At 74.6% G+C, this 14,301-nt stretch carries 15 protein-coding genes; 12 read left to right on the top strand and 3 right to left on the bottom strand.

Annotated features, from left to right (window positions below; genetic code table 11):
- Position 1: 1 nt before the first annotated feature.
- Genes ACFWEJ_RS19290 through ACFWEJ_RS19280 form a run of 3 tightly spaced genes read right to left on the bottom strand, consistent with a single transcriptional unit; the run spans position 2 to position 1,756 of the window.
- Complete coding sequence (locus tag ACFWEJ_RS19290; RefSeq protein WP_377230811.1) at positions 2-580, bottom strand: YbaK/EbsC family protein; 579 nt, start codon at positions 578-580, stop codon at positions 2-4.
- Entirely contained in the window at positions 577-1,113 is a 537-nt protein-coding gene (locus ACFWEJ_RS19285; RefSeq protein WP_377230810.1) for a YbhB/YbcL family Raf kinase inhibitor-like protein, read from the bottom strand. The genes ACFWEJ_RS19290 and ACFWEJ_RS19285 overlap by 4 nt, the downstream gene beginning before the upstream one ends.
- 13 nt (positions 1,114-1,126) lie before the next feature.
- Positions 1,127-1,756 (bottom strand): QsdR family transcriptional regulator, encoded by a 630-nt coding sequence (locus tag ACFWEJ_RS19280; protein ID WP_377230809.1) that lies wholly within the window; start codon positions 1,754-1,756, stop codon positions 1,127-1,129.
- A gap of 150 nt (positions 1,757-1,906) precedes the next feature.
- On the opposite strand from ACFWEJ_RS19280, the gene ACFWEJ_RS19275 reads away from it, so the two are divergent.
- From ACFWEJ_RS19275 to ACFWEJ_RS19220, 12 genes are all read left to right on the top strand, one after another.
- The gene (locus ACFWEJ_RS19275) at positions 1,907-2,692 is read left to right on the top strand and encodes an SDR family oxidoreductase (RefSeq protein WP_377230808.1); all 786 of its coding nucleotides are present in this window, start codon (positions 1,907-1,909) and stop codon (positions 2,690-2,692) included.
- 41 nt (positions 2,693-2,733) lie between these two features.
- Positions 2,734-3,345, top strand: a complete 612-nt coding sequence (locus tag ACFWEJ_RS19270; protein WP_377230807.1) for a TetR/AcrR family transcriptional regulator — start codon at positions 2,734-2,736, stop codon at positions 3,343-3,345.
- Between the two features lie 3 nt (positions 3,346-3,348).
- Positions 3,349-4,371 (top strand): NADPH:quinone oxidoreductase family protein, encoded by a 1,023-nt coding sequence (locus ACFWEJ_RS19265; RefSeq protein WP_377230806.1) that lies wholly within the window; start codon positions 3,349-3,351, stop codon positions 4,369-4,371.
- Positions 4,368-5,138 carry an SDR family NAD(P)-dependent oxidoreductase gene (locus ACFWEJ_RS19260; protein WP_377230805.1) on the top strand — a complete coding sequence of 257 codons (771 nt, stop codon included), beginning with the start codon at positions 4,368-4,370 and terminating at the stop codon, positions 5,136-5,138. Before ACFWEJ_RS19265 ends, ACFWEJ_RS19260 begins: the two co-directional genes overlap by 4 nt.
- A 112-nt stretch (positions 5,139-5,250) precedes the next feature.
- Positions 5,251-6,033 (top strand): ABC transporter ATP-binding protein, encoded by a 783-nt coding sequence (locus ACFWEJ_RS19255; protein ID WP_377230804.1) that lies wholly within the window; start codon positions 5,251-5,253, stop codon positions 6,031-6,033.
- The gene (locus tag ACFWEJ_RS19250) at positions 6,030-6,746 is read left to right on the top strand and encodes an ABC transporter ATP-binding protein (protein WP_377230803.1); all 717 of its coding nucleotides are present in this window, start codon (positions 6,030-6,032) and stop codon (positions 6,744-6,746) included. The genes ACFWEJ_RS19255 and ACFWEJ_RS19250 overlap by 4 nt, the downstream gene beginning before the upstream one ends.
- A gap of 23 nt (positions 6,747-6,769) precedes the next feature.
- Positions 6,770-7,648: a branched-chain amino acid ABC transporter permease gene (locus ACFWEJ_RS19245; RefSeq protein ID WP_377230802.1), complete on the top strand. Its 879-nt coding sequence runs from the start codon at positions 6,770-6,772 to the stop codon at positions 7,646-7,648.
- On the top strand, positions 7,645-8,676 hold the full coding sequence (locus tag ACFWEJ_RS19240; protein WP_377230801.1) for a branched-chain amino acid ABC transporter permease: 1,032 nt from the start codon (positions 7,645-7,647) through the stop codon (positions 8,674-8,676). Before ACFWEJ_RS19245 ends, ACFWEJ_RS19240 begins: the two co-directional genes overlap by 4 nt.
- A gap of 51 nt (positions 8,677-8,727) precedes the next feature.
- The gene (locus ACFWEJ_RS19235) at positions 8,728-10,014 is read left to right on the top strand and encodes an ABC transporter substrate-binding protein (RefSeq protein WP_377230800.1); all 1,287 of its coding nucleotides are present in this window, start codon (positions 8,728-8,730) and stop codon (positions 10,012-10,014) included.
- 37 nt (positions 10,015-10,051) lie between these two features.
- Positions 10,052-11,194, top strand: coding sequence for a phosphotransferase family protein (locus ACFWEJ_RS19230; protein ID WP_377230799.1), 1,143 nt, complete (start codon positions 10,052-10,054; stop codon positions 11,192-11,194).
- Positions 11,194-12,492 (top strand): acyl-CoA dehydrogenase family protein, encoded by a 1,299-nt coding sequence (locus tag ACFWEJ_RS19225; protein ID WP_377230798.1) that lies wholly within the window; start codon positions 11,194-11,196, stop codon positions 12,490-12,492. The genes ACFWEJ_RS19230 and ACFWEJ_RS19225 overlap by 1 nt, the downstream gene beginning before the upstream one ends.
- Positions 12,489-14,255 (top strand): AMP-binding protein, encoded by a 1,767-nt coding sequence (locus ACFWEJ_RS19220; RefSeq protein ID WP_377230797.1) that lies wholly within the window; start codon positions 12,489-12,491, stop codon positions 14,253-14,255. The genes ACFWEJ_RS19225 and ACFWEJ_RS19220 overlap by 4 nt, the downstream gene beginning before the upstream one ends.
- Positions 14,256-14,301 lie beyond the last annotated feature (46 nt).

Genomic DNA, 14,301 nt, shown 5'->3' with positions numbered 1-14,301 from the left:
CTCAGCGCAGGACGCCGAGGTCCTCGACCACCTCGACGCCCGGCATGACGCAGAGCAGCGGCCCCGGCATGAGCAGCTTGGAGCGCCGCACGCCGGACCCCATCAGCGCCATGGTGCCGTCCTGCGTGAACCGGGAGTCGACGAGCACGCGGTAGTGCCCGGGCAGGCCCACGGGCGTGATACCGCCGTACTCCATGCCGGAGTCGGCCACGGCGCGGTCGGTCGGCAGGAACGACGCCTTGCGCACGTCGAGCAGCTTGCGCACGCGCTTGTTGACGTCGGCGAACGTGCTGGCGGGCACCACGCAGGCCGCGATGCGCTCCTCCTCGGCCCGCTTGCCGGCCACCAGCACGCAGTTGGCCGAGGCCTCCGGCGGCAGGTCGTGCAGCTCGTTGAGCGTGGCGGTGTCGGCGTGGTCCGGGTCGATCTCGGTGACCGCGACCTGGCCGGCGACCCGCTCGTCGGTCGCGGCCCAGGCGGCCAGCGCCGCGCGGACGGACTCGGCGAGGAGCTCCGGGTGCTCCAGCGCGGGCGCCCAGGCGAGGTCGCCCAGGGTCGGCAGGGTGGCGTGGTCGCTCATCGGCTGTACGTCGCCGTCAGCGTGGCGCGGCCCAGCAGGTGGAAGTACACGTTGAACGCCACCTGCGCGTTGGTGCTGTCCGGCCCGAGGCCGAGCTCGCCGGGCGCGGTGTCCAGCGCGTGCACGGCGAAGATGTACCGGTGCGGGTGGTCGCCGGGCGGCGGGCCGGCGCCCTCGAAGCCCGGGGTGTGGCCGTCGCTGCGGGTCTGGAACGCGCCGGCGGGCAGCCCCGACCCGTCGGGTGCGCCCGCGCCGGTCTCCAGCGACGTCACGTCGGCCGGCAGGTCGCCCACGGTCCAGTGGTGGTAACCCATCGGCGTCGGCGCGTCCGGGTCGAAGCAGGTCACGACGAACGACCGGGTGCCCTCGGGGAAGCCGCTCCACTCGAGCGCGGGCGAGATGTTCCGGGCGTGCGCGGCGTGCGCGTCCGGCATGCGCTCGCCGTCGATCAGGTCGGTGCTCTTCAGTGCGAAGACGGCGGGCGCGGGCAGCAGCGTGTACGGGTCCGGCGGGTAGGGACGAGTGAAATCCATGGGGCCCACTCTGTCAGGTGACCCGCAGCAGGTGGCGGAACGCCGTGCGGGCCCGCGCCGGGCTGGGCTCGTCGCCGGTGATGAGGTCCGCGTAGGTGAGCGACTCCGAGACCCGCACCAGCAGGTAGGCCAGCTCCTCGGGCGTGATGGTGCCGCCGAAGGGCTCCTCGCCCAGGTCGCGGACCACGAGCCACTCGACGGTCGCGACGAAGCGGCGCTGGATCGGGCTGTCCGCGGTGGTGAGCAGGCGCAGGGAGCGGGCCGGCTCGCGGCGCAGGAACGCGCGGAAGTAGTCGGCCACGATGAGGTCGTGCGCGAACGTGGTCAGCAGGTCCGCGAGCCGCTCGGCGCCCCTCAGGTGCTCGGTCGCGTGCTCCGCCTGCACCAGCGTGGGCACGGCGAGCGACCACAGCACCTCGGACAGCAGGGCGTCCCGGTTGCCGACCCAGCGGAACACCGACGTGCGGTCCACGCCGAGCTGCGTGGCCAGGGGGCCCATGTCGATGCGGTAGCCCTCGATGAACGTGTCCCGCGCCAGGTCGAGCACGCGCTGCGCCTCGGGGTGCGTGGCCAGCCGGGCGGAGAGCCGGCTCGGCGCCGCCTGCAGCCCGACCGTCGCGATGCTCGACGTCGTGGTCGTCATCAGGTCATCCAACCGTCAACCCGGTGTCGTGTGCAACAGAATGCAGATTGATGCATAAGGGACATCTGTTCCTGCTCTGCACTCTATCCGCCGGGGGCGGGCCGTGCTACGGTCCCTCCTACAAACCGACCAGACGGTACGGAGGTACGCGTGGCTGACGACGACGTCGCCGAAGGTTTCGGGAGCTTGCCCGGGCGCAGGTTCGAGGGGCGTGTCGCGCTCGTCACCGGCGCGAGCCGGGGGATCGGGCTCGCGATCGCCCGCCGCATCGTGGCCGAGGGTGGCCGGGTGGTGATCACCGGCCGCGACCCCGGGACGCTGGCGGAGGCGGTGGCCGGGCTCGGCGCGGACCGCGCCGTGGGCGTGGCGGGCAAGGCGGACGACGCCGGGCACCGCGCCGAGGTGATCGCGCGGACGGTCGAGCACTTCGGGCGGCTGGACCACCTGGTCAACAACGCCGGGATCAACCCCGCCTACGGGCCGCTCGCGGGACTGGACGTGGGCGCGGCCCGCAAGATCCTGGACGTCAACGTGATCGCGGCGCTGGAGTGGACGCGCGAGGCGGTGACCATTTCTCCCGCCCTGCGCTCCGTCGTCAACATGGCGTCCCTGGCGGGCACGACGTCGGCCGCGAACATCGGCTTCTACGGCGTCTCCAAGGCGGCCCTGATCAACCTGACGGTGCAGCTCGCCGACGAGCTCGCCCCGGCCACCCGCGTGAACGCGCTCGCGCCCGCCGTCGTCAAGACGCGGCTGGCGCGCGCCCTGTACGAGGGGCGCGAGGAGGAGGCGGCGCGCGCCTACCCCCTGCGCCGGCTCGGCGTGCCGGACGACGTCGCCGGGCCCGCCGCCTTCCTCCTGTCGGACGACGCCGCCTGGGTGACCGGCCAGACCCTCCTGGTCGACGGCGGGGCGAGCGTGCGGGCGGCCTGGTGAGCCGTGGCACGAGTGCGCCCGCGACGGTGAAGGATGTGGCCATGCGCACCACGAACGTCCACGACCAGGTCCTGCGGGCCGCCCTCGACCTGTTCGCCTCGCAGGGCTACGCGACCACGAGCGTCCAGCAGATCGTCGCCGCCGCGGGCGTCACCAAGGGGGCGATGTACCACTACTTCGCCTCCAAGGACGACCTCCTGTTCGCGATCTACGAGCGGATGCTGTCGCTGCAGAAGGCGCGGCTCGACCAGCTCGTCGCAGCGGGCGACGAGCGGGGCGACGACGTGGAGCAGGTGCTGCGCGCCGTGTGCGAGGACGTGGTGACGACGTCGATCGAGCTGCTGGCCGAGGGCACCGTGTTCACCCGCAGCCAGCACATGCTCGCGCCGGAGCGGCAGGCGGAGGTCAAGCGGCGCCGTCGGGCGTACAACGACGACTTCCAGGCGCTGCTGGAGCGCGGGATCAAGGAGGGGGTGTTCCGCGACGACGTGCCCACCGCGGTGCTCATCGCCAACTTCTTCTCCGACGTGCACTACCTGCCCCAGTGGTACTCGCCCGCGGGGCCCGAGACTACCGCCGAGGTGGCGGAGCAGCTCACCGAGCTGTTCCTGCGCGGCATCAGAAGCACCGGACACAGCAGCAGGAAGGACTGAGACGTGAACCCACCCACGGCGATGAAGGCGTGGCGCGTGGTCTCCCACGGGGAGCCCGAGCAGGTGATGGAGCTGCACGACGTACCGGTGCCCGAGCCTGGTCCGGGCGAGGTGCTGGTCCGGGTGCGGGCCGTCGCGGTGAACTTTCCCGACGTCTTGCTGGCGCGCGGCGAGTACCAGGAGCGTCCGGAGCTGCCGTTCGTGCCCGGGATCGAGCTGTGCGGCGACGTCGTGGCGCTCGGGCCCGGCGTGACCGAAGGGGAGCGGGTGCGGGTGGGCGACCGCGTCGTCGGCTCGAAGATCGGGGTGCTGGCGCAGTACGCGACGGTCCCGGCCCAGGCGGTGCACGCGGCGCCGTCGGCCCTGGATGACGCCCAGGCCGCCGCGCTGACGATCGCCTACCAGACGGCGTGGTTCGGGCTGCACCGGCGGGCCGGTCTGCGGGCCGGGGAGACGCTGCTGGTGCACGCCGCCGCCGGCGGCGTGGGCACGGCCGCGTGCCAGCTCGGCAGGGCGGCCGGCGCGCGCGTGGTCGGGGTGGTGGGCAGCGCCGGCAAGGTGGCCGCGGCCCGCGCCGCGGGCGCGGACGAGGTGTTCCTGCGCGACGACGACTGGGTTGGCGCGCTGCGTCGACCGGGCGTGGACGTCGTGTTCGACCCGGTGGGCGGCGACTCGTTCGAGGGCTCCACGCGCTGCCTGGCGTTCGAGGGGCGCATCGTGGTGGTCGGCTTCGCGAGCGGGCAGCAGCCGAAGGTCCGGGCCGACCTCGCCCTGGTGAAGAACTACGGGGTGCTCGGCCTGCACTGGGCGCTCTACCAGAAGCGGCGGCCCGACCTCGTGGACGCCGCGCACGGCGAGCTGACCCGGCTCGCCGCCGACGGCGTGCTGCGCCCCGCGCTGGGCGACGTGGTCGGGTTCGACCAGGCTCCCGCCGCGGTGGCGCGGCTCGCGGGCGGCGCGACGACGGGGCGGCTCGTGGTGCGGGTGGCCGACGACGCGGTGGTCGGCGACGAGGTGGCGGCATGACGGCCCCGGGCGCGGGCCCCACGGCCGCCGGGCTGCACGACCTGACCGGCCGGGTCGCCCTGGTGACGGGCGCGGCCCGCGGCATCGGCGAGGCGTACGTCCGGATCCTGCACGACGCCGGGGCTCACGTGGTGATCACCGACGTGCTGGACGCCGAGGGCCGTGCGCTGGCCGAGGAGCTGGGGGAGCGGGCCCGGTTCGCGCACCTGGACGTGACCGACGAGGACGCGTGGGAGCGGGTCGTCGGCGAGGTGACAGGCGCGCTCGGCGGCGTCGACGTGCTGGTCAACAACGCGGGCATCGCCAACGCGGCTCCGATCGAGCACTTCACGCTCGCCAAGTGGAACGCCGTGATGGCGGTCAACGCCACGGGCGTGTTCCTGGGCTGCCGCGCGGTGGTGCCCACCATGAAGGCGGCGGGGCGCGGCTCGATCATCAACATCTCCTCCGTGGAGGGGCTGCGCGGGAGCTGGAACCTGCATGGCTACACCGCCTCCAAGTTCGCGGTGCGGGGCCTGACCAAGTCGCTCGCCGTGGAGCTGGGCAAGGACGGGATCCGGGTCAACTCGGTGCACCCCGGCCTGGTCCTGACCGAGATGAGCACGCGGATCGACCCGGACGCGCTCGTCATCCCGCTCGGCCGCCCGGGCGTCCCCGACGACCTGGCCGGGACCATCCTGTTCCTCGCGAGCGAGGCGTCGGCGTGGATCACCGGCCAGGAGATCGTGGTCGACGGCGGCATGACCAGCGGGATACCGCACCGGTAGACGACCGGCCGGGCGGCTGCGGGTGTTCCGGGCCCGTGACAAACCGGCCGGTCGGTTTCTTCCCCGATCCAGCCCATCCGATCCCAGCTCCATCCGACACGACGAGGTGCCGATGACGACGACGAACAAGGCAGACAGCCCGCCCCGGCTGGAGGTCTCGGGGCTGACCGTGACGTTCGGCGGCCTGACCGCCGTGGACGACGTGTCCTTCACCGTGGCCGACGGCGAGACCGTCGCGCTCATCGGCCCCAACGGCGCGGGCAAGACCACGGTGTTCAACGCCGTGTGCGGCCTGGTGCGCGCCCGGCGGGGCCGGGTCCGGGTGGACGGCGCGCCCGCGCCGTCGTCCGCGACCGGGCTGCTGGGGGCCGGGGTCTCGCGGACCCTGCAGGGCCTGGGGCTGTTCGACCGCCTCACGGTGCTGGAGAACGTGCTCGTGCCGCTGACCGGCCCGCGCCCGCGGGTGCGGCCGCGCGTCCGGGCCCTCGGGCTCGACGCCGCCCGCGAGACCCTCGCCGCCCTCGGCCTGGGCGACCTGGCCGCCGTGCCCGCCGGGACGCTGCCCTACCCGGACCGCAAGCGCGTGGCGCTCGCCCGCGCCCTGGTGACCCGGCCGCGGCTGCTGCTCCTGGACGAGCCCGCCGGCGGGCTCGGCCCCGCGGACATCGACCGGCTCGCGGGGACCGTGCGCGACGTGGCCGGCGACGGCTGCTCCGTGCTGCTGGTCGAGCACCACGTCGACTTCGTGACGGACGTGACCGACCGCGTGGTGGTGCTCGACTTCGGGCACGTCATCGCCGCCGGCACGCCGGACGAGGTGCGCCGCGACCCCGCCGTCGAGGAGGCCTACCTCGGGGTCCCCGCCGGGACCGGCGCCCCGGAGGGATCGGCATGAGCACCCTGACGATCGAGCGCCTCGTCGTCGGCTACGGCGACGGCGCCCCCGTGCTCGACGGCCTCGACCTCGAGGTGCCCGACGGCGGCGTCGTCGCGCTGCTCGGGGCCAACGGCGCCGGCAAGACGACGCTGCTGCGCGCCCTGCTGGGCCTGGTCCCCGTCCGGGGCGGCCGGGTGCTGCTCGACGCCGCGGACCTGACCGGGCTGCCCACCGAGGACCGCGCGCGCCGCGGGCTCGCGCTCGTCCCCGAGGGGCGCTCCGTGGTGGCCGAGCTGTCCGTCGCGGAGAACCTGCGGCTCGGCGCGCTGTGGGGGCACACCGGCGCCGCGCGCGACGCCGCCGTCGGGCAGATGTACGAGCTGTTCGAACCCCTGGCGCGGCGTCGCGACGCCGCAGGTCACACCCTGTCCGGGGGCGAGCGGCAGATGCTCGCGCTCGCCCGCGCCCTGGTGGCCCGGCCCGCGGTGCTCCTGCTCGACGAACCCTCCCTGGGGCTGGCGCCGCTGGTGGTCGCCCAGCTCCTCGGCGTGCTCCGCGACCAGGCCGAGGCCACCGGGCTCACCGTGCTCCTGGCCGAGCAGAACGTCACCGGCGCGCTGTCGGTGGCCGACCGCGGCGTCGTCCTGTCCCTGGGGGAGGTGGTCGCCGACCGCCCGGCCGCCGCGCTGGCCGCCGACCCCGCCCTCCGCCACGCCTACCTGGGCTTCTAGCCGGTTTCGAGAGGAGACCTGCCGTGGAAAGACTCGTGTTCCTGCTGTCGACCGGACTGGCGCGCGGCGCCGTCCTCGCCCTGTTCGCCCTGTCGCTCGTGATCGTCTACCGGGCTGCCCGCGTCGTGAACTTCGCCCAGGCCGCCCTGGCGGTCGTGCCCGTGTACGTCGCTGTCGCGATCACGTCCGCCACCGGCTCGTACTGGCTGGGGCTCGCCGCCGCGCTCGCGACCGGCGCGCTGCTCGGCGCCGTCGTCGAGCGGTGGCTCATGCGGCTGGTGCCGCAGGACAACCCGCTGGCCGGCATCATCGTGGCGATCGGCTTGGTCATGGTGCTCCAGGCCGGGCTCGCGATCGCCGTCGGACCCGACCACCGGCCCGTGCACGCGCCGTTCTCGCAGCGGCCCCTCGCGATCGGCGGCGTGAACCTGCTCAGTCCCTACGACCTGTTCGTGCTCGTGGTCGCCGCCGTCGTGATGGGCGGACTCGCCCTCCTGTTCAACCGGACCTCGCTGGGCCTCCAGCTGCGCGCCGCGGCGTTCGCCCCCGAGACCTCGCGCCTGCTGGGCGTGCGCGTGCCGCGCATGGTCACGCTCGGCTGGACGCTCTCGATCGCCACCGCGGCGCTCGCGGCCCTGCTGCTGGTGCCCACGGGGCTGGGCCTGGACCCGCACGCCGCCGACGTGCTGTTCGTGAACGCGTTCGCCGCCGCCGTCGTCGGCGGGCTCGACTCGCCCGTGGGGGCGCTGGTGGCCGGGCTGTCGGTCGGCGTGCTGGCGAGCCTCGTGACCGGGTACGCCTCGGCCGCCGCCGCGCCCCTGGCGGTGCTCGCGCTGCTCACGGTCGTGCTGCTCGTGCGCCCGCAGGGGCTCTTCGCCGCGCGGGAGGCCCGGGTCGCATGAGAACTTCCCGACCGAGACTCCTGCTGCGCGCCGGCCTGCTCACGCTCCTGGCCCTGGGCGCCACCTTCCTGCTCGACCCGTACCGCAACTACCAGCTCGCGACCGCGACCGGGGTCTTCGTCGCCGTCGCCGGCCTCACCCTGCTGGTCGGGCTCACCGGCCAGCTCTCCCTGGGGCACGGCGTGCTCATGGCTGCCGGCGGGTACGGGTACGCCCTGACCGCCACCGGGGTCGCCACCGCGATCGAGGGCACCGCGGTGTCCGACGGCGTGGGCGGCTGGCTCCTGCCCCTGCTCACCGGGGTGGCCGGCGCCCTGGTCACCTCGGGGCTGCTCGGCCTGCTGCTCGGGCTGGCCGCGGCCCGGCTGCGCGGCCCCTACCTCGCGGGCCTGACGCTCGCCCTCGTGATCGCGCTGCCCTCGGCCGCGAGCACCATCCCCGGCCTGGCGGGGGAGCAGGGCGTGCGCGCCCCGTTCGTCCCCGTCCCCGACGTCCTGGCGGCGCTCATCGCGACCGAGCAGTGGCACGCCTGGCTCGCGATCCTGGTCGCGGCCTGCGCCGTCACGCCGCTCGTCGCCCTGCGCGCCGGGCGCGCGGGCCTGCGCATGCGCGCGGTGCACGACGACGAGACGGCGGCCCGCCTGGCCGGCGTCGACCCCGGCCGGGTCAAGGCCGGGGCGTTCACCGTCAGCTCGCTCGCCGCGGGCCTGGGCGGCGTCGTCCTCGCGATCGTGACGCAGCAGGTCAGCCCCGGGGCGTACGGCCTCGGGTTCTCGCTGCTGCTCGTGGTCGCCGCCGTGATCGGCGGGCTCGGCTCGCTCGGCGGCGCCGCGATCGGGGCGGTGCTCGTGACGCTGCTGCCCTGGGTCGTCGACCAGGCCACGACCGCCCTGCCCGCCGAGCTGGGCCACCGCCTGCAGGGCAACGTCGAGATCGCGCTGTTCGGCGTGGTCGTGATCGTCGTGACCGTGCTCTGGCCGGGCGGGCTCGCCCGGCTGCTGGGCCGGGCCCGACCCGCTCGTACCTGACCGCAAAGTCCATTCCCAGCACGTCATCCCAACACAGTGAGGTGAACGGAAATGCGCACTGCTTCCTTGTCCAGCCCGACCAGCCCCCGCTCCGTGGGCGCCGCGGCCGTCCTCGGGCTCACCGCCGCGACGGCGCTGTCGGCCTGCTCCACCCCCGCGGCCGCCGAGGTGCCCGGCGTCACCGACGACACGGTGGTCATCGGCACCCACCAGCCGCTGACGGGCCCGGCCGCGGCCGGCTTCGCGTCGATCTCGGCGGCCACCGCGGCGTACTTCGACTACGTCAACGCGAACGGCGGCATCCACGGCCGCGAGATCGAGTACGTCGTCAAGGACGACGGCTACAACCCCGCGAACACCCAGACCGTGGTGCGCGAGCTGGTCCAGGAGGACCAGGTCTTCGCCGTCGTCAACGGCCTGGGCACGCCCACGCACTCCAGCGTGCTCGACTACCTGGACCAGAACGACGTGCCCGACCTGTTCGTCGCCTCCGGCTCCCTGACGTGGGACCAGCCCGACGAGTACCCGAACACGTTCGGCTTCAACGCCGACTACGTGACCGAGGGCGCGGCGCTCGCCCAGTACGCGCTGGACACCGAGCCGGACGCCGTCGTCTGCGTGCTGGGCCAGGACGACGACTTCGGCGAGGGCATCCTGGCGGGCGTCGAGCTCGCCGTGGGCGAGGGGAAGGTCGCGAGCAGCCAGACCTACTCCACCGCCGACCAGGACGTGACCGCGCAGATCGGCGCCATGAAGGAGGCCGGCTGCACGCACAACGTGCTCGGCACCATCAACGGGTTCACCGCCCTGGCCGTGGGCACGGCCGCGCAGATGGACTGGTTCCCGAAGTGGCACGTCTCCTCCTCGGGCGCCGACCACCCGACGCTCGTGGAGTACCTCGGCGCGGACGTCGCCCCCGTGCTGGAGGGCCTCGTCTCGGTGAACTACCTGCCCAACAGCCCGTCCTCCGAGTGGTACGAGCTGTTCTCGAGCATCAACGACGAGTACAACGACGGCGCGCCCTACACGGGCAACACCACCTACGGCATGAGCGTGGGCTACCAGTTCGCTGAGGCGCTCGCGGCGGCGGGACCCGAGCCGACCCGGGAGTCGATCGTGGCGGCGATCGAGTCCGGCGACCTGCAGGGGAACGGCATAGCGCCGCTGACCTACTCCGCGGAGGATCATCTTGCGCACCGCACCGTCCGCATCGCGGTGGTGGCGGACGGCGTGCAGGACTTCACCGACGAGGCCTACACGGTGTCCGAGGCCGGGGCCACCCCGGTCGAGCCCACGCAGGTGCCCTTGGAGAACGAGGGCATACCGGTCACCGAGTGACCCGGAACCACCAGAACCACCGCACGAGAGGGGAACCATGACGCACGAACTTCCCGGCCTGGACGTCGCGGGCCTGGCCGCCTGGCTGGCCCGGGAGCACCCGGAGCTCACGGGGCCGGACGCCGGCGCGGGCCAGGGCTCGGGCCAGGGCCCGGGCCCCGGGCTCACGGCGACCCTCATCACGGGCGGCCGCAGCAACCTCACCTACCGGGTGGACGGCGCCTCCCGTCCGCTGGTGCTGCGCCGCCCGCCGCTGGGGCACGTGCTGTCCAGCGCGCACGACATGCGCCGCGAGCACCGGGTCATCACGGCGCTCGCGGGGACGATCCCGGTGCCGCCCACGGTGGCGGTGGTGGATGACACCGCCGCCGTCGAGGTCACGGGCACCGTGTTCTTCGTCATGGAGCACGTGGCCGGCGCCGTCCTGGCCCGGCCCGAGGACAACGCGGCCTTCACCCGCGCGGGCCTGGGCCGCCTCGCGACGGAGCTGGCCGAGGTGCTGGCGGACCTGCACGGCACCGACCCCGCGGCGGTGGGGCTGGCCGACTTCGGCCGGCCCGCCGGGTACCTCGGCCGGCAGCTCAAGACCTGGCGGCGCCAGTACGACGCCTCCCGGTCGCGGCCCCAGCCGCTCCTGGACACCCTCCAGGAGCGGCTGGCGGACGCGGTGCCCGACGACGGGGCGCGCTCCGGCATCGTGCACGGCGACTACCGGCTCGACAACGTGCTGGTGGCCGGGCCGCCCGACGCGCCGCACGTCGCGGCGGTGCTGGACTGGGAGATGGCCACGCTCGGCGACCCGCTCGTGGACCTCGGCATGCTCGGCATGTACTGGGACATCCACGACCTGACGCAGGAGGCGGGCGTCGTCGGCGTCGCCGGGGCGATCGTGCCCGGCGCGGGCTACCCGGACTTCGCCGAGGTCATCGACGCCTACGCCGCCCGCGCCGGGACCGCCGTGCCTGACCTGGCCTGGTACCGGGCGTTCGCCTGCTACAAGCTCGCGGTCATCCTCGAGGGCATCCACTACCGGTACACCGGCGGCCAGACCGTGGGCGCCGGGTTCGACACGATCGGCGCCCTCGTGGCGCCGCTGGCCGCCGAGGGGCTGGCCCGGCTCGGCGCCGCGACCGGCGTCGTCGCCCCACCCCGGGGCGCCACCACGGAAGGGGGCGCCTGATGGACCTCGCACCCGACGCGACCACGCGGGAGATCACCGGCCGGGTCCGGGACTTCCTGACCGGCGACGTGCTGCCCGCCGAGCCCGTGCTCGCCGCGCAGCTCGAGGCCGCCCCCGACGACTGGTCGTTCCGGCCCGTCGTGCGCGACCTGCAGGCCACGGCGCGGGAGCGCGGGCTGTGGAACCTGTTCCTGCCGCCGGGCAGCCCGGCCGGCCCGGCCGGCCCGGGCTCCGGCGGCCTGACCAACCTGCAGTACGCCCCCGTGGCCGAGCTGACCGGGTACAGCCCGAAGCTCGCGCCCGTCGCCATGAACTGCGCCGCGCCCGACACCGGCAACATGGAGCTGCTCGCGCACTTCGCCACACCCGCGCAGCGCGAACGCTGGCTCGACCCGCTGCTGGACGGCGCGCAGCGGTCGGCGTTCTGCATGACCGAGCCCGCCGTCGCGTCGTCGGACGCCACGAACATCGCCACGCGCATCGTGCGCGACGGCGACGAGTACGTGATCACGGGCCGCAAGTGGTTCGCCACCGGCGCGATGAACCCGGACTGCGGGCTGCTGGTGGTCATGGGCAAGACGGACCCGGACGCGCCCCGCCACCGGCAGCAGTCCATGGTCCTCGTGCCCCGCGACACCCCCGGCGTCACCGTGCTGCGCGGCCTGACCGTGCTGGGCTACGACGACCGCGACCACGGCGGCCACGCCGAGATCGTGTTCGACGACGTCCGCGTGCCCGCGTCCGCCCTGCTGGGCGGCGAGGGCGACGGGTTCGCCATGGCCCAGGCCCGCCTCGGCCCCGGCCGGATCCACCACTGCATGCGCGCCCTCGGCATGGCCGAGCGGGCCCTGGACCTGGTGCGCGAGCGCGCGGCCGAGCGGGTCGCGTTCGGCGGGCCGCTCGCCGACCAGGGCGTGGTGCGCGAGTGGGCCGCCACCTCGCGCATCGAGATCGAGTCGCTGCGCCTGCTCGTGCTCAAGACCGCCTGGCTCATGGACACCGTCGGCAACAGGGCCGCCATGACCGAGATCCAGGCCATCAAGATCGCGGTACCCCGCGCCGTCGGGCAGATCCTGGACCGCGCCGTCCAGGTGTTCGGCGCCGCCGGGGTCTCCGGCGACCACCCCCTGGCCGAGCTGCTCGCCGGCGTGCGCACCCTGCGCCTGGCCGACGGGCCCGACGAGGTGCACCTCGCCGGGCTCGGCCGGGCCGAGCTCCGCCGGCGCGCGCCCTACCTGGCGCGCGTCGCCCCGCCCACCCGGTCAACCCCGTCGAACGTCGAAGGAGACCCGACATGACCCACGCGCCCGCGCCCACCCCCGCCGCGCCCACCCCGGCCGCCCCGGACCCCGCCGTCGACGGGCCCGGCTACGGCACCCTGTCCATCGCGAGCATGCTCGCCGAGACCGCCCGCCGGTTCCCCGAGCGTCCCGCCCTGTACTTCCTGGGGCAGGCCACCACCTACGGCGACCTCTGGGACCAGACCCGCGCGTACGCGGGGGCGCTCGCGGCCCGGGGGATCGGGCCTGGCTCGCGGGTGGCGATGATCGTGCCGAACGTGCCCGACTTCGCGCGCGTCTACTACGCGACGCTCGCGCTCGGCGCCGTGGTGGTGCCGGTGCACCTGCTGTTCCGCACCGACGAGATCGAGTTCGTCCTGCGGGACGCCGGGGTCGACGTCGTGGTGGTCGCCGCCCCGATGCTGGCCGAGGCCGCGCCGGCGGCCGCGCGGGCCGGGGTGCCGCTGCTGACCGTGCTGCTGCCGCAGGACGCCGCCCGCGGGCTGGCGGAGCGGGGCACACCGGTGGCGCGGCTCGAGGACGAGGCCGCCGGCGCCACGCCGATCGAGCGGCACGCGGGCGTCAACCCCCTGGCGGCGGCCACGATCCTGTACACGAGCGGCACCACGGGCACCCCGAAGGGCGCCGTCGGCTCGCACCTGGCCATGGTCGAGCAGGTGCACTGCTCGCTGATCGACTCGTTCGACCTGCGGCCCGACGACGTCGTGTACGGCGGCCTGCCGTTCTTCCACTCGTTCGGCCAGATGGCGGTGCTGAACATGGCGTTCCGGCGCGGCGCGTCCATCGTGCTGCTGCCGAGGTTCGACCCGGACGAGGCCCTGGAGCTGCTGGTGGCGCACGGCGCGACCGTGTTCACGGCGGTGCCGACCAACTTCGCGGGTTTGGTCGAGGCGGCCCGGCGGACGGCGGCGCGGCCCCCGCTGCGGTTCGCCGTCTCGGGCGGCGCGGCCCTGCCGGTGGCGCTGCTGGAGGCGTTCGAGGAGGCGTTCGGCGCGCAGGTGCACGAGGGCTACGGGCTGACCGAGACGTCGCCGTCGTGCACCTTCAACGTGACGTCCGAACCCATCCGGCCCGGGACCGTGGGGCGGCCCATGTGGGGCGTCGACGTGGCGGTCGCCGTGGCCGACGTGGAGGACCGGGTCGAGCTGCTGCCTGTGCCGGCGTCGGGCTCGGCGGCGGGCTTAGCGGCGGGCTCAGCGCCGGGCTCGGCGACCGGGGAGCAGAGCGAGCTCGGCGAGATCGTGGTGCGCGGGCACAACCTGATGAAGGGGTACCTGGGGCGGCCCGACGCGTCGGCGGCCGCCGTCGTGGACGGCTGGTTCCGCACCGGCGACCTCGGCACCGTGGACGCGGACGGCATCGTGACGATCGTGGACCGCAAGAAGGACATGATCATCCGCAGCGGCTACAACGTGTATCCCACCGAGGTCGAGGCGGTGCTGGCCCGCTACCCGGGCGTCGCGCTGGCCGCGGTGTTCGGCGTGCCCGACGCCGCGCGCGGGCAGGAGGTGCACGCCGCCGTCGTGCCCGCCGACGGGGCCGACGTGGACCCGGACGCCGTCGTCGCGTACATGCGGGAGCACGTCGCGGCGTACAAGTACCCGCGCGTCGTGCACGTCTCGGCCGACCTGCCGCTGGGCCCGAGCGGCAAGGTGCTCAAGCGCGAGCTGACGGCCCGGCACACGGAGCCGGCGTCGGCGGCAGCGTCGGCGTCGGCGCCGGAGCCGACGTCGGCCCCGCTCCCGACGCGCGAGCCGTGACGCGATGCGTCGAAGGTGCGCTTCTACCCCGTCATTGGGCCCGGAA

Source organism: Promicromonospora sp. NPDC060204 (genome assembly GCF_042728455.1).
In the GTDB taxonomy this organism is placed as follows: domain Bacteria; phylum Actinomycetota; class Actinomycetes; order Actinomycetales; family Cellulomonadaceae; genus Promicromonospora.
Note: the sequence above shows the minus strand (reverse complement) of the source record. Positions and strands in the feature narration are given on the sequence as shown.